Origin of the sequence: Bacillus cereus group sp. RP37, assembly GCF_040459695.1 — a bacterium.
Lineage (GTDB): Bacteria > Bacillota > Bacilli > Bacillales > Bacillaceae_G > Bacillus_A.
In genome coordinates this window covers 2246014-2267868 of record NZ_JARVHP010000001.1, presented here as the reverse complement: position 1 = coordinate 2267868, position 21855 = coordinate 2246014, and the positions used below count along the sequence as shown (strand labels likewise).

Genomic DNA, 21855 nt, shown 5'->3' with positions numbered 1-21855 from the left:
TTTTATTTGTCGATATTTTTTTAATCCTCATTATTGATTTCTATCGTACCTGTTCTAGCACTAACTTTTAAACTATTTAACAGATTATCAGGTGTCTTGATTTCCACTTCATATTCAAATTTAGATTGTGTTAAGTTTTCATCTTCTAATTCGAATTCTTTTTTCACATTAATAATTTCCCCATTTGTATGAGCTAAAGAAATTTCACGAACTTGTTTCTCTGTGTAGTTTTCATTCTTTTTGGCATAATTGTAGCCCATACCATAATATCCACCAACAATAGCAATACCACTTACTAAAATTGCAATTACACTTATCATTATTTTCTTTTTATGTTTTAACATTTTCATCCACTCCTTCATGATTAATCATCTATTCCAAATCTTGCTTCAAGAGCATTTTCTGCTTGCTCTAATTGATCTTCCAGTATATCGTGTTCTCTTTCTTGCTTTTGATATTGTTCAATAGTTATCGTTCCAGCACGATAATCCGCTTCTAGCTGATTATCAGATCGTTCTATCTTGTCATCTAATTGATCAATTTCTTTTTTGGCTGCTAAGTACGTATTTAAGTTTTCTTCTTTTGCTCCAACTGGTTTCGTGTTATTTGCCTTTTCTACAATAGATGAGACTTCGTTTTTGAAATCTTGTATTGGCTTCGTATCATTCACAGCAGGCCCTGTTTTGTTTGGTTCTTGTTGTAGTTGAGCAACTTCTTTTTGTAATGTATCATTTTCCACTTTCAGTTGTTGTACTTCTGTATTGTTATCAGCTTGAGTAGAACAAGCTGTTAAGAATAAACAAGACATTGCTCCAATCAGCATCCACTTTCTCATTCTGTTTTCCTCCCTTTACATGTGCACCTTATCCTTGCCTTTATATTACTGAACAAACATTAAAGGAAGATTAATGTACAAAAAATAAAATGATATAATTAAATCGTTTCTAATCTTTCTTTAATGTTTTGGAATTATAGTGATACATATTAATAAGAAGAAAAGGAGAATGTTAATGCGAGTTCTTATTGTCGAAGATGAACAAGACTTACAAAATATATTAGTAAAACGATTAAATGCAGAACACTATAGTGTCGATGCATGTGGGAATGGAGAAGATGCCTTGGATTATATAAACCTGGCTACCTACGATTTGATTGTGCTTGACATTATGATTCCCGGAATAGATGGTTTACAAGTATTACAAAGATTACGCGCGGACAATAATACAACCCCTGTCTTGCTTCTTACAGCTAAAGATACAATTGATGATCGTGTAACAGGACTTGACTTAGGTGCGGACGATTATTTAGTAAAGCCGTTTGCTTTTGACGAACTGTTAGCAAGAATTCGAGTGTTAATGCGAAGAAATACAGGAAACACATCTAATGTGTTTGAAATCGCTGACCTAGTGGTAGATTGCAATATGCATAAAGTAACAAGAGGAGACCAGGTTATCACTCTTTCCAGTAAAGAATTTGCTATTTTAGAATATATGATTCGTAATAAAGAAGTTGTGTTGACACGAGATAAAATTGAGCAACATGTGTGGAATTACGACTATGAAGGTGGCTCGAATATTATTGATGTTTACGTCCGCTATCTTCGTAAAAAAATTGATAGCCAGTTTGAAACGAAGTTAATTCATACAGTACGAGGAACTGGTTACGTATTGCGAGTAGAATCATGAAAAGACTATCAATAAAAATGAGAGTAACCCTGTGGTATACGGGGCTAATTGTAATTATTATGGCACTCGTGTTAGCTTTTATTTTAACTTCTTCAGATAAAGTTTTGCTTTTTAATATGAAAGATCAATTGAAGAGCACAGTAAAAGAAAGCATTGAAGATATCGAATATAAGCATGGTCAATTAAAGATGGACGATGATTTTGAAACCTTTGAAGATGGAGTAAATATCATCATTTATAGTAAACAAGGTGAGCCGTTGGCAGGACATAGTCCAACAAGCTTTAATAAAAAGATATCGCTTAAATCCGATGAAATACAAACTATTAAAGACGGTAATAAAGAATGGATTGTATATGATTTTCTCCATAATGCAGGCGGCGATGAGCAAGTGTGGGTTCGTGGAATAATGACTATGAACCAATTATCATCAACGATGAATACGCTTATTGTGATAACACTCATCTCATTCCCATTACTGATTCTCATTGCCGCAGTAGGAGGATATTTTATTACGCAAAGAGCGTTTCGACCTGTGCAACAAATGAGTGACTCAGCTAGTAAAATTGGTGATGGTAAAGACCTTTCGAAAAGAATTCATTTACAAGGTTCACCGAAAGATGAAATGTATCATTTAGCACAAACCTTTGACAAAATGTTTGAGCGATTGGAAACATCATTTGAAAGTGAAAAACAATTTACATCTGACGCCTCTCATGAATTAAGAACACCAACATCTGTTATTATTTCGCAATGCGAATACGCTTTATCGCAGAGGAATAATCCGAAAGAAATGGAAGAATCGTTAGAAGTAATTTTAAAGCAATCACGCAAAATGTCCGCGCTAATCTCACAACTCTTATTATTAGCAAGAGCTGATCAAGGAAACCATAATACTTTCCAATTTGAATGTATCAATATGAGTGAATTAACGGAAATCGTTGTAGAAGAGCTTTCACTAATGGTTCAAGAAGCTTCAATTGATATAACAACTACTATAGAGGAAGACCTGTTTATGAAAGCAGATCAAACATTAATGATGCGTTTATTAATGAACTTACTAACGAATGCGATTGCTTATAGCAAAGCGAACGGAACTGTTCATATGCAACTGTTCCGTGATGAAACCAACATAATAGGTAAAGTTTCCGATAATGGCATCGGCATCAGCGAGCAACATATTGATAAAATATGGGACCGTTTCTATCGAGTTGACGCAGCACGAACATCTTCAAGCACCGGAAACACAGGTTTAGGATTGTCGATGGTAAAATGGATTGTCGAACTACACGGAGGAGAAATTACGGTTGAAAGTGAATTAGGAGAAGGCAGTACTTTTACATTTAAACTACCAATTGAAAAACGAGCATAATTTATGCGCATCTGTAGCTTCAGAATAAAGATTGATTCAAAAGCTCTCTTCAATCCTTATGTAAAAATAACTGAAACATTTTAAACAGCATCGATTTTATCATTTTGGACAACCTGGTCTGTTAAGCTGATATACATGTGGGAAAAACGATCGAAATAAAACCCCAGAAATCCAAAGGTCTCTGGGGCTTCATTATATATTTAGCTCTTTTTGCTTTTTGTTTTGTTTATGTCTATGCAGCAATTTTCGACTTATGAGAGATATCAGTAATAAGATCAGTATTAGTACGCAAAGTTGCATAAATGACAAATCAAAATATTTAGCACCAGTAACGATTAAAAGTGTAGAAATCGTGCCTTTTACAACGAAAAAAATAATAACCCATAATCCGCCTTTTTTCCAGTTCATTTTATATTACCCTTTCCTACGTTTAAATTCTTAAAAGATTTAATGATAGTTCCTAAATATGACAATTTAATAGAAATCTATTATATTAACAAAAAATTCATGTCTAATTAAATGCGACGATTCTATATTAAGTGAAAATGATATTCATTGTCAATTTTATTGACTATTTGAATACTTATTCTTTATTTTAATCTCTTTTTACTTTGTTTCTTATAAGCAATTAACTCTTGTATACAAACAAAAAACACCTCCATTGAATTCCCACACTTAGTATGCGAATTCAAGGGGTGTTTTTTTTCATGGACCATCAGGTAAGATTTTCTGCTTTGTTTATTCGTATAAGTTCTTAATACATAGCGATTTTTTAGTACACGATAACTGGATCATAAGTATTCAAACTATCATACACAGTTTTTGCAACATTAGGAAGAAGGTTCACACACCCACCTGATCCCCCTGTTAAATAAGCATTATTTCCCCAGTCTTTTCGCCAGCCTGCATCATGGAATCCTTGACCACTATTTGTGAATGGAACCCAGTAATCTACTTTAACTGCATAATCAGCTTTACCTACTGCGCTTCCTTTCAGCGTGTATGGTGTTCGTTTATATAGAACGTACCACACACCTGGTGATGTATCTTCACTCGTGCTATGTTTACCCGTTACTACATTTGTTGTGACGACTAATTTCCCATCTTTATAAATCCAAATTTGTTGATCTGCAATTGAAACTTCTGCATATGTGTCTCCGATGCCATTATTCGATGTTGTTTTATAGCCGATTCCTTCCTTCTCCCAACCATTCCCGTGAATATTAGAAGCAGAAAGCGATTTTTCGCCTTTCTCAAAGGCTTGTTGAACCTGTTTTGTTTCTTTTTCCACATCTAGTGCCCAGCCGTATCCTTGTCCTTTTACTGATATAACCGAACCAGAATGTGTTTTAAAAGCGAAGTCTTTATGTAATGTAGATTTAGCCTTATTAATTTCAGCAATCTTATTCTTAATTTCGCTCGCATCGATTGTCACTTTCATGTCCTTTGACATAGAGGCATTTTGAATTAAATCTTTTGCTTTTAATGAATACACTTCATCCTGCACTTTATAATCAACAGACTGCCTAAGAAGATTTTGTAATGCTTTCTCTTCTTTTTTGATAATCGGATCGTCTTCTTTAATAGGCTGTATGTATGCAGACTTTAGATGAATTTCGCTTTGATGCTTCTGCTTGTCGTAATCTTTTAGTAGATTCGTAACGTCATACTGTTTTCCATCAACACTCTTCGAAATTACAACTTTTCCTTGTTCGAGCTTCGCCATAGCATCTTGAGGCGCTTTTAATTTTTCATTCATAGAAACAAGCTTTTCTTCTACAAGTTTTTTCATCGTTTCACTACGATACTGATCCGCTTCTTTCGGTAGCAATGAATAATCTTTTTCCTTTGCGGAAGGGAAAAATGTCCACTGGCTTTTTAATAGTTTCTTAACTTGTGGCAAATCTTTTTCCGTCAGTTCCGTTTTTGTATCTTGTTCATCTAAAATTTGTTGTTGATCAATATAGACTTTATTTGCTAGTCCAGATGTTTTTAATTTCTGTATTGCCTGATCAGCGCTCAAACCACCGACCTTTGTATCATTAATCGTAACATTCGAATTGAAGTGAGTTGCCTGATAATAACTCATTCCTCCAATAAGAAGTGCAATTACACCGCCACCCGCAGCGATTAGCTTCCAATTTGTAAAACGTTTTCTTGATCTTACCCGTTTTTTCTCAACTTCTTCAACTGATTCATGTACTGTATTGTTATTCATCAATTTTTCCCCCGTATATATTAACGTCAATCGATTTTAAACCAAAACCATTGAATAGTGTACCTTATTTTTCCTAAAATTTCATTGTTTTTAACCAAATTTTATCTCATTTAATCGATTAAAGTTAGATTTTTTAATAGTAAGATATATAAAGATGGTAGATAAAGTGAAAAAAGGACCACACCAATCGAGCTATTACAGGCACCTCGCATTCGCCGAATTTTAAAGGGCGATACTACTTAACTTGGTAAAATAATTTTCAGATGGTTCAAATCAGAGGAAGGCACCATAGGATGTCTTTATTTATGAAAAATATCCACAAAAAAGGGTCTACATGTAGACTCTTTTTTGTGAATATTTTAATCTCGCATTTTTTATAAAGTTATAATCCCCCTACTTCACTACATTTAACTGCTTTCCGCTGTTCGCCAAGGTTCACAACATCTACTATCAGCCTAACTAATTTCACCTTATGACCTTATCATCAACAATTTCAAGTTTCTTTAAAACTATTATATATGTTTGTACCACGCTTTGTTGATACGTTTAATCTTTACAGATGTTGAAGTTTTAGACTCATTCTTTGGTGTAATCATATTATTAGAACATCCTGCAATAGTGAGACAGCATGTAGCCAATAAAACTAATAATATTAACTTATTCAAATAGCCACTCCTATATAAGCGAAATATTATATTGAGAAAATTAAACATAACACCGAACCTTTGTAAAAACAATATATTTCCTGTTTTTATTATTAATTAACAGATTACTGGACACCTTAAAGTTCTTTTTTGCACTTCTAAGGGTAAAACCTCACGCTCATCAAGTCAAGGTTCAATTTCTATTTAATCCTATTCTCAATATTTATTCCAAAATAAAAAGATAGCCATTTTTGTTGAAATTTATTCATACATTCCTTGCTAATAAGAGTAAATTACAAACTCGTTATCTCCCAAAATGAAAAATACGTTTTGAATTCCTATAACTATATATACATTTATTCAACTAACTTCTCCCCCGAAACAATCCGAAACAAAGTGGCTGCATGTTTTCCTTCTAATTGAGCGTACTGATTATCCCCCGCCTTAATTTCCACTTTATCCTTATTCGGGCTTATCCAAATTTGATACAACACAGCTTTCGCCTCTATTTTCGGATTTTTAAATTGAAAAATAAAGCGATAATCACCTGGACGAGACATTTCCACTTTTTTATTTTCAAAATTAGTATCATTTAATATTTTCTTTACTTGCAACACTTCATCATTTTCTGTCACTACTTTAAGATCCTCATATTCATTATCACCAATATGTTTTTCTACTTCAATTCTTTGCTCTTCATTTCCTAGTATATTTGAACAGCCGGTTATTATGAATATACAGATGGCAATAAAAACGAAAGACAAATTTCTGATCCTCACATTCATCTACCTCTTTTCAATAAAAATACACACATTGTAAAATAAAGGTAATTATCTTATAGTTAGAAATATAAACAATAGTAAGGAAGGAGTGCCATTCCATGCAATTAAAAACATACACTTGGAAAAGTTATACGTTTCTCATTGTAAGTATATTCGTTACTATTAATCTCTTTCTCTTCACACCTATTTTAGACAGAGTTGGAGTCGAATATGTCGTGCCTTTCGCCTACTTCATACTTGCTTCCGCTCTTATAGCAATCCTATTAGCCGTTATCTCTTTTTGTAGCCGAGCTGAGAAAAAAATTTTAGCCATAATCGGTTTATGTTTTACGCTATGTAACACAGCGATTATTTTATTTTTCCTTTGGTTTGGTTACCATTTCACTTAAGTGAAATATAAATACACTCCATAAGCCACAAATGTAATTAGTAAAATAGAAATGCTGAGCACCGTGTATATAATCCATTTTACATTTGAACTCATATACTCCCTCCTCTCACCTTCTAACAATTCCATTATATAACAAAAAAGCATTGGATACCCAATGCTTTTCATACTTACGCAAATAAAGACGTATTCGCATATAACGCTGGTGAACCACCTGAATGTACGAATAAAATGTTGTCTTCTTTATTAAATGTATCTTTTTTAATTAAGTCGATTAGTCCCGCTACCGCTTTACCTGTATACACCGGATCCAGTAAAATACCTTCTGTTTTCGCAAGTAATTGTACTGCTTCCACCATTTCTGGCGTTGGTAACGCGTAACCTGGTCCTACATATTCATCAAAGCATGTAACCGCTTCGCGTGGGATAAAGTTTGGAATACCAACGTGAGCTGACGTTTCCTCTACAAGTTTTGCTACTTTCTCTTCCTGCTCTGCTTTTCCTCTACTTACGTTGATTCCAATTACAGGAATGTTACTTTGTGTTCCAGCAAAACCAGTAATTAAACCAGCATGCATACCAGCGCTACCGCTTACGCAAACGACTGAACTGAAATCAATTCCTTGATCGAATGATTGCGCCATAATTTCTTGCGCACAAGCAACGTATCCCATTGCGCCAGTAGGATTTGATCCACCAACTGGTATTACATATGGTGTACTACCTTTCTCACTTACTTCTTTCGCTACTTTATGCATCTCTTCCATAAGATCTGCTCCGTTTGGTACAACAATTACATTTTCAGCACCTAGTAAATGATATAAGAAATAGTTTCCGTTAAAATCCGGCTTCTCTTCTGGCTCAAGCCCTTCTTCTAATACAAGAATACATTTCATTTTTTCTTTTACCGCAGCTGCAAGTGTTAGACGGCAATGATTTGACTGAATACCACCAGCTGTAATTAACGTATCTGCACCTTTTGCTTGTGCATCCGCAACTAGAAATTCTAACTTTCTCGTCTTATTACCACCAGCTGTTAAACCAAGTAAATCATCTCGTTTAAAATAAATAGTTGGTCCACCAAGTGCTTCAGAAAAATTGTTCAATTTTTCAATTGGTGTATATGACTCTGTATATTTTTTTCTCGGGAATTTAGCTAAATTCATAAATAACGCTCCTTTTGTACTTCTTTCACAATGTATGTAACGATACTATTATTACATGTAAAAATGATGAAGTCATCTTTCTGAGATAAAAATGTATTGAAATTCGGTTTTGGTGAATGGATTTACATGAAAGATTTTAACTACAGTACGGTACATGAAATTTACATCAACTTACCGACAAAACAAAAAGACCCACTCATTAAAAAAGCAGGCCCTCTTCCAATCACTTATTTGCCGAAAATCGAAGTAGCTGCGTTAATCCTGGTTCTAAATTCATTTCGCCTTTATGACGTACGTATACAATTTTTTCCCCATCAAATTTTGGTGGGTTTCCTGAATTATACGTCAACCACTCGTTCGTTCCTTCTACAGAGTACTCCATATACTCCGTTGCACCAACGATTACGTTTTTACTATCATCAGCGGTTACATTTGGTGCCATTTGTGCCATTTTCGAATCACTAATTAATAATTTTTTTATCTCCTTATCACGTTTGTAATCATACGCTGTTACCATTACATCGCTACCATATGCTTTCACTTGCAACCCTTGTTTAAATGAATAGCCATCAGGAGCAGTCTTCTCTCCGCCATTTGGTCCAGCTGACATCCAGCCCGTTTCAATTCCGCCCGTATTTACAACAGTAAATCCTTTTTTATCTCCGCCTGCAATTTTCTTTTTACCAGCCCAGTCTGGTAAATTTAAATCCCAATGCGTGTGACTCGTGAAGAAAACAACTTGCGGATAGTCTTTTAATATATCGTACAACTTATCAACATTTAAATAATCTTGTAAGTACGGTGATTGTCTTGATCCAGATACTGTATCAGGTAAAACGTGATGAGAGAAAATGAAGATTGGCTTATTTTTATCTTTTTGACTGTACTCTTCTAAATTTTGTTTTAACCATCCTAATTGCTCATCACTCATAAATACTTCATCCCACATTTTTGAATCGTGGTATTTCATATATTTTTCAGTTCCTAAAAATAAAAGCGGATAACCGTCTAATTCTTTTTTATGATATACCTTTTCTTGCCCGCTAAATTGTAAGTAGCGGTTGAATAGCGTTTCTTCCGTTACACCATTTGGCCATGTACTTTGAGAGAGTTTCCCATCAGCTGTCCATTTACCAGCATAAAACTCATGATTCCCAACAGTTGACCATACATTCTCTGGATGCTTATTTTTGTTTAACACACGCTTCACATCATCGTATTGTGACTGTTGTCCCGTTGACGTTATATCCCCATTCATAATAAGTGCTCTAGAAAGCGGCATCACTTTATTCATATCTTTTAATACGTGATCAAAATCCCCTAAGTCCCCTTGAATATCACTAATAACGTTAAAAGTTGTAGCTGATTTTCGGATTTGCTCTTTCCCTTCCGCATGTGCTGAAAATGTCGGTAATAACGCCGCCATAACAGCTAATGAAGCAACTGCCTTTTTCATACAAATTCTCCCCCTAATAATAAAATGTACAAACTGACATGTTCTGCTTTCTCTTAGGTGCTTGTCCAATTCACATTATAGGGAGAGATTGTAAAGGTTGATTAGGTAAAAAATTAAGAGTTTTTTAAGGGGTTTTGTCTTTTTTTGCAAACCACAATTAGCGATTTACGCCAATCTAGCTTTCTAGCCTTTAACATTACATAAATGTAAATTTTGATGTTAAATCTTTTAGTTTCATACGTTGTTTTTTGTTACTTCTAATTTTCGGGAAAAATCCACTAATTAATAATGTTATAATCCATACCATTATTAGAATAAAATTTATTGTATTACCGGAATTCAAGCTGAAAACTCTCCACAAATAGGCAGCACAAAAAACGAGGATAGCAGTAATAATAAGTAAAAATGTCCTAACTACTAATCCAATGTAGGATCTCTTCTCTTGCTTAAAAATGAAAGTTCTTCTACCTTTGTACAATCTAATTACAAATAGCAGCAAATATACACTAAGTATGGCTCCAATAACAATTGATGTAATGGAATTACTTTTTCTCTGCTCAGCTAGAGAAATGTAACTTTCAGGTAAATTTCCCGTTTCATATTCAATCCATGCGTGGTAAATATCCTGTCGTAAGTCTATACCACCTTCACCATTTGTAAGGATTACCAATCCATCCTTTGTATTAGGAATGAAACCATAAAAAGAATGCCAGCCTCGATTGTCACCAGAATGATAAAGTAATCTCCATTGATTAGATAGTTTTTTTTCAAATATACCTAAACCATTCTCCCCTAATACTGGCTTTTGCATTTCTTCAACACATTCACTTTTGATGACACCACTCCCTTTATTATTTGCATCCATGCTTGCAAGTATCAATGTCATCATATCCGTAACATTTGTCTTGAGACCTGCAGCAGCCTGTTCGGTAAATTGATAACTAGGGAGCTCCTCTCCAAAATATCCATAAGCTTTTGAAAGGTTATGGTTTTCAGAACGTTGCAAGAATGAACTAGATTTCATTCCTAAAGGTTTCATAATTTGTTCTTCCATATAACGATCAAACGGTATTTCGGTAACCTCTTCAATTACAAGTTGTAAAATTGTATATCCGCCACCAGAGTAAATTATTTCTGAACCTGGTTTATTGGTAACCTCCACTGGTTCATTAAGCCATCCTTTTCCAGATAGAGACTCCTCGATAGAATTAAGATGTTTCCCTGGTGCAATCCCAAGGTATCCTTTATGTGCAGACAGTCCTGCTGTATGACTTAATAATCTTCTTATCGTGACTTCATTATTATTAAACTCTGAATTAGGTAATTTCCATTTGGTCAGATATTTTCCAACGGGATCATCTAGTGATAAACGACCTTCATCTACAAGATGTAGGATTCCCCACGCTGTAAGGCTTTTAGATATGGAACCAGCTTGAAACAATGTATCATCACTCACCGCCTTTTTTGTCTTTTTATCTACATAACCGTAGTTTAGTGTATAAGCAATACGCCCCTCATGTACAACCCCTATTGCAACCCCTGGTACCTCATAATTCCCCTGCCATTTTGGTACCTGTTCATCCAGCTTTCTTTTGAAATCCTCTATACTCCTATCAATCAACGTGCCCGATTCTGCCCTTACCACATTTGTAAACCATGCTTCATTCGTAATGAATATACAAATCATTAAACATAAAATACTTTTGCATATTATCGATGCTTTTTGTCTATTCTTCATTTGCTCTACCCCTTTTTTCAGAATATTCTACCCGTCAATCAGAGTATCCCATTCTAATATCCCGTTCTATCGATTTTTATTACTTAACCTTACAAAATTGTAATAAAAATCAAAGTACTACATACTTAAAGGGTTTACTGTTTTTTATCCGAGGACAATGAAATTCATCAACAAGATAGACATGAGGTTATATTTATGGTTTCAGTTAATGCCCCTAAAATACTAGTTCGGTTAATCAATTGGATATATTACACACTACAAATATTCATTTTATAAAAAGAAGAACCCCACACATTTTGATTAAAATGTGCGAGGTTCTTTTGGCCACCTTAAATTTTTATGAAAAAGATTGATTATTTTATGTAGCTTGCTAAAAAAATATTTTGTTCAATCAACTAACAGAACAAGATTAAACATTTAACTCATATTATTAATTTTTCCTATCTTTGTTGATAAATATAAAACACTTATAGCTCCTACATATTACGAATCTTAACTTTTTTGCTTAAAAGCGATTTTTTTTTGCCATCGGTTCTATATATGTGTTTAATATCCACGTTAATACTTTCCATACCTTTTGTTGCCTAGGTGGTAGATGAGCATTATATACATAACTGTATTCAATCTGCTGTGTTGCACCACGATTTCGTTTGAACTCTCCAGCCCCAGCACTACAATGACAAATTAAATCTTTTTCGATTGAATCCATTGTAATAAGGAGGGAAAGTATACGGTATAAACCTTGTTGCTGGTCAGAGTTTGTATTATAGCCAAGGATCGGCGTTGTCATAACTCCATCCCTAATAAAATAAGCAATGACACCATCAATTGTATTCCCTTTTTTTATAGCCTTTATCTCAAATAAGCGATGCTGCAGAGCATTCCATAAATAAGCGGGTGTAAACATTGGATTATGGGCGGAATATTTTTCAATATATAGTTGGTTGTATAACTGGGAAATTTGTAAAATATCCTCTTTCGTTAATTCTTCATTCGTAATGATTTCATACTTGCTTTTCTCTAATAAACTTTTATCATTTAATAAGTCTTTTCGTTTTTTTCGATTCATTTTTTTATAGTGTTTCGGATCAAATAAGTATATAGAACGAGACATAATTTTCTTGTAACCTACCGTAGATAGTGCTTCTGTCGTTACAGGATATAATTCGTTATTTAAAGAGCGAAATAGAATTGTATGCTCCGGAAATTTCTCAACTAATACATTCGTTATTTGTTCGATTTGTTGTTCGTTGATCGAGTGATAAAGGTTTGTTGAAAGCATCCAATTATTTACGACAATTACTTTATTAATATTTGTTCGTCGTAACCAACTTCCCATAAGATGAATTGGATAGGTTAATAGCTTCTCTAGCCATGGTTTTTTCAACTCCCATAGCTCTTCTAACGCATAAGATACGTAATGTGTATAAGGAGAACATACATATGAATTTTCGAACTCTGCGTTATTAAGAGTAACTGGCAAGATGAGATCATCAATTTCTAATAGAAAGAGCTGCGTGTTAACATTTTCAATAAATGCTGTAACGCCCTTTTGAAAAAGAGGCAGGAAACTATCTCGCACATATGCTCCATCTTTTTTTGATTCCCAATCAATGCTATGCAAGGAATGAACATCGTGTAACTTAATCATTTATGTTCACCAAGCCTTACAAGACTTTCTATTCTTTTTAATTTTTTATCATATACTTGAATATCGTAATGCGAAAAGAAAAAATGTGGTATCGCACACTTTTTAGTAGACCACAGTGTCTGTAATTCTTGCATTACCTTTGATTGACATAATTCGAGATCTTCAGGTAGTGCTTTAAGTTTAATTTCAATTTTGTCTACACTGTGTTGTATCACTTTAAATTCTTGAATGTCACTAGATGCAAACAAAATTGCTCTTCTAATGAAATCTGGAAAAATAAATATTTCGCTCTTATCCAATTCACTTATTCCAATAAATATATCGTCACATCGACCATCAATTCGTTCTAATGCTAAGAAAGGTGAGCCACAGCTGCACGGCGTTTTTTTCTCAATTAATATGTCATTGAGACGATAGCGTATAATAGGCTGTGTTTTCCTCATGAAATCAGTAATAATGGGAACAAATATCCCTTTCTCTTGATCTAAGTATTCTTTTTCAATATGAACGAGGTCTTCATTCATGTGTAATGTCCCCTGCTTACAGGTGGTAGCAAGAAAACCTTCTGTACATTGGTAAACTTGGTGTACTGTTTGCTTGAAAGTTGCATGAATAAAGTCTCTATCAATATCTTCAAGAACTTCTGCTACAGAGATAATTTTCTTAGGACAAATCGTAATCAGTCCTTCTTGCTGCCAATAAGCGATTTTCCGTAACATAGACGGCGGTGCAATTAAAATAGATGGCTGTATTTCATTTAATCGCGTGATATGCTGCTGAAACGAATCTAGTAAATCCAAAAAATGAAATGAGATTCGCTTATTTTTTGTCGCTTCGTATAAATTGCTATTTGCACGTAAGAAAAAAGCAATCGTGTGTTTATGTAGAATGCTAGAAGGAAGCACCTTTCCTATAATCGAGCCAGCCCACAACGTTTGTTCTTCCTCGGAAACGAGAAAAACCCCACGATTTCCACTAGTGCCTGATGATAAACCGACAGTTATATTACGAATGGTTGGTGAGAAATTCCGGGTCTTTTCTGCTTCAAATGCTACATGAAACGCTTCTTCCTTTGAAATATGGACTGTATTTAATGTATCAAAATGTTCCATCATTACTTCTTTATCAATAATAGGGAGTGCAGCCAAATTCCCCTTTTGAATTTCATTTAAAAACGGTGTATATAACTGGCGATAAAAAGGAGACGCCTCTATCGTGAACAAAAGTTGTTTTTCTATTTGTTGTTTATGAAACTGTTCCAATTGTTTGCGATTTGAAAAACGCAAGCCATATTTAGTTTTCAAATATTGCTTGAGAATCCGTAGTTTATTCATAGTACACCCCTGCTTTAATTTTATCCCATGTATGTTCACAATGAGTTGGTACAATTTCAATCTCAGGTGATGTTTGTGATAAATGGTGTAACTTCTCAATATTCTTTCGGTAAGATTTTGGATCGCTCGTTAAAAGGTTGGCAATCTTACTAGGAAATACAAGGTTTTGATACGTTTTACTTAGCCACACTGCGTCTGCACAAAGAAAGACAATTTTTTCACTCTGTAAATGGACGAATATACCGAATTGTCCTGTTGCATGTCCTGTTAAGTCAACAGCAAATAATGAGCCATCCTCAAATACATCATACCCCTCTTCAAACTTTCCATATGTAGAAGGTAAGTTAAAGGATGGCGTTTGATCAATGAATGACATCCTTTTCTCTAAATCTATCGGCAGTGTATCTTTTAGACACCCTTTTAATAGAGCACCAAATTTACTTCTCTTTTTAATATCCTCATAAGCTTTTGCGAAGGTTACTATTTTCGCTTTTGGAAAGTCAGGTAAACCAGCTGTATGATCGCCATGAAAATGAGAAAGAATAATATATTTAATTTCTTCTGGCTGAATACCATCAAGAAGAAGTTGCTGTTTAATAGATTGCTCTTCCGTAAAATGAACAGGCGTAAGTTTTGCATATACAGAGTAAGGAAATTTTTTTGTCGCCTCTTTAAAATGCCCCGCGTATCCAGTATCAAATAAAATATAACCTAATACTGGATGCTGGAGTAATCCTACTGTAGCCGGAAAACGGATTTGTTTCCAACTGCCCTTGGAATATGCAATTTTTTCTGGATGTGTGCAATATCCTGTATCATATAGCTTTAAAGATTTGATTTTCATTGTATTTTCCACCAGTCTACAAATTTTGTAATTCCTTCTTCTATACTGATTTTTGGAGCATATCCTAGTTCTTCTTTAGCTTTATCAATATTTAATGTCTGGCTTTTTGAAAGGACACTAACAGTATACTTTGTAAGAATAGGTTCTTTTCCGAATAAAATAGTTTTTGAGATTCCTTCTAGTATAGCAGCTAGTGAAAAAGCGGTTTTGTAGGAAATTTTTTTATATTTTACTTCCTTATCCAGACGCTTCATTACATTTTCTATAACCTCATATAAATTTACACGCTCGTCATTTGTTATATTGTACTTTTGCCCTAATGTATGTTTTGGGGAATGCATACAAAGAAGTAAAGCATCTACAACATTCTCAACATACGTAATATCAACAAGAACATCTTCAGTACCAATTCTCGGTAAAGCACCCTTTTCACATACTTTAATAAGACGCGGAAGAATTGCATTATCTCCTGGTCCGAATAAAGCGCGCGGGCGTATTGTAATAACTGGTAAACCATGCGCGAAAGCTTGATCAATAGCTTGTTCAGCCATGTGCTTCGTTGTTGCATAATGATTTACAAATGTATCAGGAAGTTTCGCGTTTTCAACTACATTTTGTCGCTCATCATAATAGAAATAAATACTTGGTGTTGATACGTGGATCAGGCGTTTTATACCGTACTTTTGACATCCCTCGATAATATGTTTCGTTCCTAACACATTCGCATTATAAAAATCTTCATATTTACCCCAAGGGGAAGAAAGTGCGCCGCTATGAAAGATATAATCTTTATCTTTACAAACTTGTAGCACACGATCCCTGTCTTCAAGAGGACAATGAACAAACTCGATTCCATTTTGTTCTAATACCTTACCGATTGTTTTATTTCTTCCCGTTGCCGTTACTTCATAGCCCATATTTTTCAGTCGAAAGGCGAGTTTTTGTCCTAGAAAGCCCGTTCCACCAGTTACTAGCATTTTCATAAATCTTCACCATCCCACGATATGTCATATGTTGTTTGTTCTAAAATAGTCCGTTCCTGTTTATAACTTTCACGCCACAATTTATACATGCTAAAGAACTGATAAAAAAATGGTTTCCAATCATTGTGACGATAAACGATATCTGGATAAGAACTTAGAACTTTTAACCATCGCTTACGTCTTTGTTTACTTTTTAAATAAGGAAATCCATATAAAAGCATCGCTAACCGAATTGCACACTCCGAATTTTGTCTTGGAATGAATGTATTGTTTACTGTTTCATTAAAAAAAGCGGGCAATATTTCCTCATCGAATAAATGTAATCCACTAGTAGTACGTGGATTACATTCAATTGGAATCGCGTCTCCATCCTCTGTAACGATAAAATCAAAGGCAATTTGTCCTGAGAAGTTTAGCTCTTTTACAATATGTCTAACAAACTGGTCAATTTTAGGATGATTCATATGCTGAAACGCAATGGTAGCACCTAAGCCTGCCGTGAATTCCGTTTTATAAGTAGAGTGAGCTAACACTTCCCCAGATTGTGCGATGCTGTAGGAACAATGCTGCGTCCCTTGTATAAACTCTTGCATAATATAATTCGACTTATCTATCATGCTTTCTTTTAGAGCATCCTCTTTTGTAATAAATTCCACCTTATCAGAGAAACGGGAGAAAATCGGCTTTCGTACAAAAGGAGTATGAGCTGGTGTTTTGTGCATCATTGAACGTATCGCTTCTTCATTATTTATTCTATATGTTGCAGGTACTTGCCACCCTAAATTCGCTACGAACTGAATAAATTCCCACTTATTATGCAGTAATGAAAGTTTTTGAAAATCATCTACTAATACATGACAAAACGCGCTTAACTCTTCTCTATATTTAGATATATAAAATATTTCTTCACAAGTAGGAATAAGCAAATCCACATTGTGACGTTGAATAATGGATAGTAGCGCACGGATACTTTCATTTGTTTTCCACTTTGGAGAAGGAATTTCATAAAAGTAATCCGTACTGGATGAGACTTTACTTAATGGATAAGGAATACTATCTGCAATAATAACGGTATGTCCGGCGCTATGAAACAGTCTGCATACATGCAGAGTTGCTGGTGCACGTGCCCCTGTAATTAATACTGTTTTCTTAGTATTCAAGAAGGATGCCCCCGATAGAAAGTCCCGCAGAAGTACCTAGTAATAATATTTTATTTCCGCGTTGTACTTTCTTTTGCTTAATCGCTTCGAAAAGAGCGACTGGAATAGATGCGGAAATCATATTACCGTAGTCTTCAAAAATGGTCATAAAGCGCTCTTCATCAACCCCTAATTTTTTACGAATGAGTCTCATAGCTGGTCCACTTGCTTGGTGAGGAACAATTAAATCAATATCAGCCAGGGAATAACCAGTATCCATAAGTAGCTTGTCGATAAACTTCAACAAATACTTAGAAGATAGTTTAAAAATAGCTCTTCCATTCATATCGAACAAGAAGTCTTCTTTTCGTTCCTCACTATACTCCCGAGGATGAATCATCGTTCCACCGCCACGAATTTCTGATAAATGCGCACCAGAGCTATATGTTTCCATATGGGAAGCAATAATAGAAGATGTATGATCGCTTTTTGTTATGACTACAGCTGCCGCACCGTCACCGAATAAAATGCTGCTTTCATTTTGTCCCCAATTCAATCCAACGGAAGAAATTTCAGAAGAAATGATAACAACATTTTTATATCTTCCGCATTCCATTGCGTAAGAAATCGTATCAAGTGCTGTTATGAAACTTAGACATGTTGAATTGATATCAAAACATGGAATACCAGAATGCTGTAGCCCGAGCTGTTCTTGAATAAGTGATGCTGTAGAAGGAATTGCCTGTTGAATCGTTCCGCTTCCGCAAATAATACAATCAATATCATCCCAAGTTAACTTAGCATCTTCTACAGCTTTTTTTGCAGCTTCAGCCCCCATATAAGAAGACGTTTCCTCATCAACAAAATACCTTGTTTTTACTCCAGCTTTTTTTAATGTCCAGCCTTCTGGCACATGTAGCATACGATCTATTTCAAAAGAATCTACCTTTCTTTTTGGAAGATATGTACCGATTCCTTTTATACTAATATATCTTTTCATTTTCTATCGCCTCTTAATCTTTTTATAAATTTAAAAATCCTTTACATCTAAACATCGTTGTGGATACATACAGAAAGTCCTTTTATAAAATTCTGCTATCCCCTTATGTACTTCTAATCCTATTTCTCTTCAAAAAAGAGCAAATTCTCTACTTGAGAACTTGCTCTTTTCACATGAGAATTCTTCAAATACATACTCTAGAAAAAACTTTTATAGCAATTTAATTATATTATAACAATTATCCGAAAATATTTAATAGTATTTTTTGTAAATAAAAGTGAAAATGTGGTATGAATTTACGTGAGATGGTAGTTTATTGGGCAGCGAATATACACATATGGAACGTATATACATCTCATTTCAACATCTTCTATTTTCTCTTTTGTTTCCAAAAAAGACACAGAGATTTCTCCCCATGCCTACTAATCCCCTACTTCTTCACTGCATGCACATAATGCACCGTCTCAAAAGCTTCTAAATAATCGTTTCGTCCTTCAAAATATAATGTATGAATATCCTCTGGTGATAAGTGCTCATAAATGAGTAAGCCTGCCTTCTCTAACAGTGCTTCCATTTCGGCATAAGAAAAACACGATTTCATCGGTTCTCCGCCTACCGAAGCCATTTTTACCATATTTCCAACTCGATTGGACAGTCCCTTTTCTGTAAATAAGTTTTCATCAGGATAATCGAAAACGATAGAACTCCCTACCGGAACCATTTCAAATAAACATTCTATTAAACTGGAAAGTTCCTCTTTCGTTAAATAGTACGTAACACCTAAAAGACTAAAGAAAGTCTTTTTATTTTCAAATCCTTCATTCCGTAACTTTTCATAGAAAAATCTTTTTGTGAAATCCATTGAAACAAAATGAAGGTTGTTTGGAATTTCAATTTCTGCTTCTTTTATTCTTTCCTTCTTAAACTGCTGCGTAGAAGGATGATCCACTTCAAATATTTCTAATTTATTTTCTAACTCTCGGTGTCTGAAACTGAACGTATCTAAGCCTGCACCGAGTATGACGTATTGTTTTGCGCCTAATGTAATTTCATGTAGTAATACTCTTTCACAATATGCCGCACGTGCTAAAGGTGTTGGTGATAATTGAACTTGTGTAATCCATTTTAATATTTCTTTCGGATTATCTCGAAACCGCTCAGCAATGTCTGTATTGAAAAAATGTATCCCTTGAACCATATTCGTTTCAATATCGCTTCGTTCTTTTGGCGATATGAATTCTTTAGCGATATAATCATCAAAGATTTTCGGATTATCAAATTCACTATGATATGCCCTGCTGAAAGCTGATACTAACGACGTTACACTTGCTTCACCTTGTTTCACGTACATACACTCTCCTTCATTTTCACAACAAAAATAGGGTTCCCCTGGCCAGGAGAACCCTATTATACACTTTATTTTTACGTTGGTAAATTATAGCATAAATAAGTTTTTTTGTCAAGTTTTCAGCCTGCTATCACTCCGAAACTTTGTATATTCTCTAGCAGGAAAATTGTCGATTCACATTGAATATTCCTGCTTATAACCATACATATGGAGGCCAATATGAAACGATTCGTCATTATTACAGTAGGAAAAACACACAGCGGAAAAACTACATTTGCAAGAGCATTAGAAAAAGAGTTACCCCACTCTTTCGTTATGGATCAAGATAACCAAGCTGAATTTATTAACACGCATTACGAAAAATTACAGCCGGCTGAAGGTGCTAATAATTTTAAGCACGGCCTTTCGAAATTCATTGTTGATTATGCAAAAGAACATACGAGTTTACACCTTATCATTTGCAACTCCAATCGCAGTAAAAACGGAAGGTTATATTTACTAAACGAATTATTTCCACAAAATGAATATGTACGCATACTCGTTCATTTTGATATTCCAGATGATGTACTTTACGAAAGAGTAGCTCAAAGCACGCGAAGTACCAATATTTTTAGAGGTGGTTATTCCAATTTCAAAGAAGTACTTGATCGACAACAAGCTGAATCACTACATGAAGATGTGGTAGATCCTATAGAAAACGAGGCTGATTATTTGTTTGTTATTCGCAATAATCAAGATGTAAACTTTACTATTGAAGAAGTTGTTCATCTAGCTAAAGATTTGTCCCCTACCCAAAAATAAAAGACTATAAGAATTACATAATCATAGATTATTATGCAAATCCTTCCTCTAAGCGCCTAACATGGTATATAATGATAAGATAATCTACTTCTATATGCTCATTTTTACACAAAACAGCTCATGCATATGAAAGAAAAGAGGTACAAAATATGAAAACAAAACAAACAATCGCAGCTTCTACACTAGCTTTAGCAATGATTGCTGGAGCAAACTCTGCTCATGCAGAAGTAACTGACGCTACTCCCCAGCAAAGTACGGGAGATCGATTAGCTGAAATTAAGCAACATAAACAAGAGTTAGATGCGAAATTGCAGCAACACAAAGAAAACGTGGATCAAACATTGAATGAACTTAACAAGGTTAAGGAAAATGTTGATACAAAGGTGAATGAACTACATGAACGTAAACAAGTTGCTGATGAAAAAATCAATGAGATTAAACAACATAAACAAGAGTTAGATGCAAAACTTCAGCAAGACAAGCAAATCGCCGAAGATAAAATCGCGGAAATAAAAGAGCATAAAAAACAAGTAGAAGATAAAGTTGCTGAAGTAAAAGAGCATAAGCAAAATATCGATAATAAAGTGAATGAGATTAAAGAACATAAACAAACTGTCGATGAAAAAGTGAATGAAATTAAGCAACATAAAGAGAACATCGATCAAAAGGTTAATGAACTTAAGGAAGTGAAAAAGCAGGTAGATGAAAAATTAGCTGAGTTAAAGAAAGCGAAACAAACTGCTGAGGACAAACTTGCTGAGCTAAAAGAAAACAAACCGAATACTGGTAACACGTTAGAGGAACTTAAGAAAATTAAAGGCAATTTAGATAGCCTTTCCGCTAACTTAGAACTGGCTAAACAAGATGTAAAAAACAAACTAGCTGAATTACAAAAAGCTAGAGAAGAATTAATCAATAAAATTAACGAAATGAAACAATCGAAACAAACTGTTTCAGACGATTTAACAAAGAAAAAACAAGACTTAGATATTAAAATCAACGACTTTAAACATACTGAGAAAAAAATTGATGACAAATTAGCTGAGGTACATACAACGAAGCAAAATGTAGATAACAAAATTAATGAAGTATCTCAATCGAAACAAACAGAGACAAAGACTGGTACGACAAACGCAAACAATAATGCTAGAGAACTTCCTAACGCTGGTAATGAGCAATCCAATAATATGGCTTTAGGTATGTTATCTGTATTAGGCGGGATTTTATTAGTAACACGAAATAAAATTAAAACGTTATTCTCAAAATAAAGCCATTATACTTATTAAAAACAATTATACAAGGGCCAAC

The 21855-nt window shown here is 34.4% G+C and carries 20 protein-coding genes; 5 read left to right on the top strand and 15 right to left on the bottom strand.

What is annotated here, in order from left to right; all coding sequences use genetic code 11:
• Positions 1 to 20: 20 nt before the first annotated feature.
• Together QCI44_RS12115 and QCI44_RS12110 are read right to left on the bottom strand one after the other, a co-directional pair.
• A complete protein-coding gene (locus tag QCI44_RS12115; RefSeq protein WP_016087219.1) occupies positions 21 to 344 on the bottom strand; it encodes a PepSY domain-containing protein in 324 nt (107 codons plus the stop codon).
• A gap of 20 nt (positions 345 to 364) precedes the next feature.
• Entirely contained in the window at positions 365 to 835 is a 471-nt protein-coding gene (locus tag QCI44_RS12110; protein WP_016087218.1) for a lipoprotein, read from the bottom strand.
• Between the two features lie 175 nt (positions 836 to 1010).
• Here QCI44_RS12110 and QCI44_RS12105 point away from each other — a divergent pair, with 175 nt between their 5' ends.
• Positions 1011 to 1685: a response regulator transcription factor gene (locus tag QCI44_RS12105; protein WP_016087217.1), complete on the top strand. Its 675-nt coding sequence runs from the start codon at positions 1011 to 1013 to the stop codon at positions 1683 to 1685.
• Positions 1682 to 3055, top strand: a complete 1374-nt coding sequence (locus QCI44_RS12100; protein ID WP_016087216.1) for a sensor histidine kinase — start codon at positions 1682 to 1684, stop codon at positions 3053 to 3055. Before QCI44_RS12105 ends, QCI44_RS12100 begins: the two co-directional genes overlap by 4 nt.
• Positions 3056 to 3247: 192 nt before the next feature.
• Here QCI44_RS12100 and QCI44_RS12095 read toward each other — a convergent pair whose 3' ends face one another.
• The 3 genes from QCI44_RS12095 to QCI44_RS12085 form a co-directional block, all read right to left on the bottom strand.
• On the bottom strand, positions 3248 to 3463 hold the full coding sequence (locus tag QCI44_RS12095) for a hypothetical protein (RefSeq protein ID WP_016087215.1): 216 nt from the start codon (positions 3461 to 3463) through the stop codon (positions 3248 to 3250).
• A gap of 364 nt (positions 3464 to 3827) precedes the next feature.
• Complete coding sequence (locus tag QCI44_RS12090; RefSeq protein WP_016134893.1) at positions 3828 to 5273, bottom strand: L,D-transpeptidase family protein; 1446 nt, start codon at positions 5271 to 5273, stop codon at positions 3828 to 3830.
• A 1000-nt stretch (positions 5274 to 6273) separates the two neighbouring features.
• Complete coding sequence (locus tag QCI44_RS12085) at positions 6274 to 6696, bottom strand: YhfM domain-containing protein (protein ID WP_016134894.1); 423 nt, start codon at positions 6694 to 6696, stop codon at positions 6274 to 6276.
• A gap of 101 nt (positions 6697 to 6797) precedes the next feature.
• On the opposite strand from QCI44_RS12085, the gene QCI44_RS12080 reads away from it, so the two are divergent.
• Positions 6798 to 7088 carry a hypothetical protein gene (locus QCI44_RS12080; protein WP_016134895.1) on the top strand — a complete coding sequence of 97 codons (291 nt, stop codon included), beginning with the start codon at positions 6798 to 6800 and terminating at the stop codon, positions 7086 to 7088.
• A gap of 169 nt (positions 7089 to 7257) precedes the next feature.
• On the opposite strand, the gene cuyA is transcribed toward QCI44_RS12080, so the two are convergent.
• The 10 genes from cuyA to QCI44_RS12030 all read right to left on the bottom strand — a co-directional run bounded on the left by cuyA (position 7258) and on the right by QCI44_RS12030 (position 19749).
• Positions 7258 to 8253 carry a D-cysteate sulfo-lyase gene (gene cuyA / locus QCI44_RS12075; protein ID WP_016087211.1) on the bottom strand — a complete coding sequence of 332 codons (996 nt, stop codon included), beginning with the start codon at positions 8251 to 8253 and terminating at the stop codon, positions 7258 to 7260.
• 223 nt (positions 8254 to 8476) lie between these two features.
• Positions 8477 to 9709 (bottom strand): DUF4073 domain-containing protein, encoded by a 1233-nt coding sequence (locus QCI44_RS12070; RefSeq protein ID WP_016134896.1) that lies wholly within the window; start codon positions 9707 to 9709, stop codon positions 8477 to 8479.
• Between the two features lie 196 nt (positions 9710 to 9905).
• The gene (locus QCI44_RS12065; protein WP_016087209.1) at positions 9906 to 11447 is read right to left on the bottom strand and encodes a serine hydrolase domain-containing protein; all 1542 of its coding nucleotides are present in this window, start codon (positions 11445 to 11447) and stop codon (positions 9906 to 9908) included.
• A gap of 505 nt (positions 11448 to 11952) precedes the next feature.
• Positions 11953 to 13098, bottom strand: coding sequence for a hypothetical protein (locus QCI44_RS12060; protein ID WP_016087208.1), 1146 nt, complete (start codon positions 13096 to 13098; stop codon positions 11953 to 11955).
• Positions 13095 to 14432, bottom strand: a complete 1338-nt coding sequence (locus QCI44_RS12055) for a F390 synthetase-related protein (protein ID WP_016087207.1) — start codon at positions 14430 to 14432, stop codon at positions 13095 to 13097. Before QCI44_RS12055 ends, QCI44_RS12060 begins: the two co-directional genes overlap by 4 nt.
• Positions 14425 to 15276: an MBL fold metallo-hydrolase gene (locus tag QCI44_RS12050; RefSeq protein WP_016087206.1), complete on the bottom strand. Its 852-nt coding sequence runs from the start codon at positions 15274 to 15276 to the stop codon at positions 14425 to 14427. Before QCI44_RS12050 ends, QCI44_RS12055 begins: the two co-directional genes overlap by 8 nt.
• Positions 15273 to 16259: an NAD-dependent epimerase/dehydratase family protein gene (locus QCI44_RS12045; RefSeq protein ID WP_016134897.1), complete on the bottom strand. Its 987-nt coding sequence runs from the start codon at positions 16257 to 16259 to the stop codon at positions 15273 to 15275. Before QCI44_RS12045 ends, QCI44_RS12050 begins: the two co-directional genes overlap by 4 nt.
• A complete protein-coding gene (locus QCI44_RS12040) occupies positions 16256 to 17419 on the bottom strand; it encodes an ATP-grasp domain-containing protein (RefSeq protein WP_016134898.1) in 1164 nt (387 codons plus the stop codon). Before QCI44_RS12040 ends, QCI44_RS12045 begins: the two co-directional genes overlap by 4 nt.
• Complete coding sequence (locus QCI44_RS12035) at positions 17409 to 18398, bottom strand: beta-ketoacyl-ACP synthase III (protein ID WP_016134899.1); 990 nt, start codon at positions 18396 to 18398, stop codon at positions 17409 to 17411. Before QCI44_RS12035 ends, QCI44_RS12040 begins: the two co-directional genes overlap by 11 nt.
• A 430-nt stretch (positions 18399 to 18828) precedes the next feature.
• A complete protein-coding gene (locus QCI44_RS12030) occupies positions 18829 to 19749 on the bottom strand; it encodes a class I SAM-dependent methyltransferase (protein WP_088084498.1) in 921 nt (306 codons plus the stop codon).
• Between the two features lie 204 nt (positions 19750 to 19953).
• Between QCI44_RS12030 and QCI44_RS12025 the strand changes: the two genes are divergently transcribed.
• Both QCI44_RS12025 and QCI44_RS12020 read left to right on the top strand, forming a co-directional pair.
• A complete protein-coding gene (locus QCI44_RS12025; protein WP_098486732.1) occupies positions 19954 to 20547 on the top strand; it encodes an ATP-binding protein in 594 nt (197 codons plus the stop codon).
• Positions 20548 to 20696: 149 nt separating this feature from the next.
• The gene (locus tag QCI44_RS12020; protein ID WP_088084500.1) at positions 20697 to 21815 is read left to right on the top strand and encodes an LPXTG cell wall anchor domain-containing protein; all 1119 of its coding nucleotides are present in this window, start codon (positions 20697 to 20699) and stop codon (positions 21813 to 21815) included.
• The last annotated feature ends 40 nt before the right edge of the window (positions 21816 to 21855 follow it).

Excerpts from the sequence above, each read along its gene's own strand:
- QCI44_RS12070 (WP_016134896.1), bottom strand. The coding sequence starts at position 9,709 with ATGAAAAAGGCAGTTGCTTCATTAGCTGTTATGGCGGCGTTATTACCG.
- QCI44_RS12025 (WP_098486732.1), top strand. The coding sequence starts at position 19,954 with ATGGAGGCCAATATGAAACGATTCGTCATTATTACAGTAGGAAAAACA.
- QCI44_RS12080 (WP_016134895.1), top strand. The coding sequence starts at position 6,798 with ATGCAATTAAAAACATACACTTGGAAAAGTTATACGTTTCTCATTGTA.
- QCI44_RS12030 (WP_088084498.1), bottom strand. The coding sequence starts at position 19,749 with ATGTACGTGAAACAAGGTGAAGCAAGTGTAACGTCGTTAGTATCAGCT.
- QCI44_RS12110 (WP_016087218.1), bottom strand. The coding sequence starts at position 835 with ATGAGAAAGTGGATGCTGATTGGAGCAATGTCTTGTTTATTCTTAACA.
- QCI44_RS12105 (WP_016087217.1), top strand. The coding sequence starts at position 1,011 with ATGCGAGTTCTTATTGTCGAAGATGAACAAGACTTACAAAATATATTA.
- QCI44_RS12095 (WP_016087215.1), bottom strand. The coding sequence starts at position 3,463 with ATGAACTGGAAAAAAGGCGGATTATGGGTTATTATTTTTTTCGTTGTA.
- QCI44_RS12065 (WP_016087209.1), bottom strand. The coding sequence starts at position 11,447 with ATGAAGAATAGACAAAAAGCATCGATAATATGCAAAAGTATTTTATGT.
- QCI44_RS12020 (WP_088084500.1), top strand. The coding sequence starts at position 20,697 with ATGAAAACAAAACAAACAATCGCAGCTTCTACACTAGCTTTAGCAATG.
- QCI44_RS12055 (WP_016087207.1), bottom strand. The coding sequence starts at position 14,432 with ATGAATAAACTACGGATTCTCAAGCAATATTTGAAAACTAAATATGGC.
- QCI44_RS12115 (WP_016087219.1), bottom strand. The coding sequence starts at position 344 with ATGTTAAAACATAAAAAGAAAATAATGATAAGTGTAATTGCAATTTTA.
- QCI44_RS12035 (WP_016134899.1), bottom strand. The coding sequence starts at position 18,398 with ATGAAAAGATATATTAGTATAAAAGGAATCGGTACATATCTTCCAAAA.
- QCI44_RS12090 (WP_016134893.1), bottom strand. The coding sequence starts at position 5,273 with ATGAATAACAATACAGTACATGAATCAGTTGAAGAAGTTGAGAAAAAA.
- QCI44_RS12050 (WP_016087206.1), bottom strand. The coding sequence starts at position 15,276 with ATGAAAATCAAATCTTTAAAGCTATATGATACAGGATATTGCACACAT.
- QCI44_RS12060 (WP_016087208.1), bottom strand. The coding sequence starts at position 13,098 with ATGATTAAGTTACACGATGTTCATTCCTTGCATAGCATTGATTGGGAA.
- QCI44_RS12045 (WP_016134897.1), bottom strand. The coding sequence starts at position 16,259 with ATGAAAATGCTAGTAACTGGTGGAACGGGCTTTCTAGGACAAAAACTC.
- QCI44_RS12100 (WP_016087216.1), top strand. The coding sequence starts at position 1,682 with ATGAAAAGACTATCAATAAAAATGAGAGTAACCCTGTGGTATACGGGG.
- cuyA (WP_016087211.1), bottom strand. The coding sequence starts at position 8,253 with ATGAATTTAGCTAAATTCCCGAGAAAAAAATATACAGAGTCATATACA.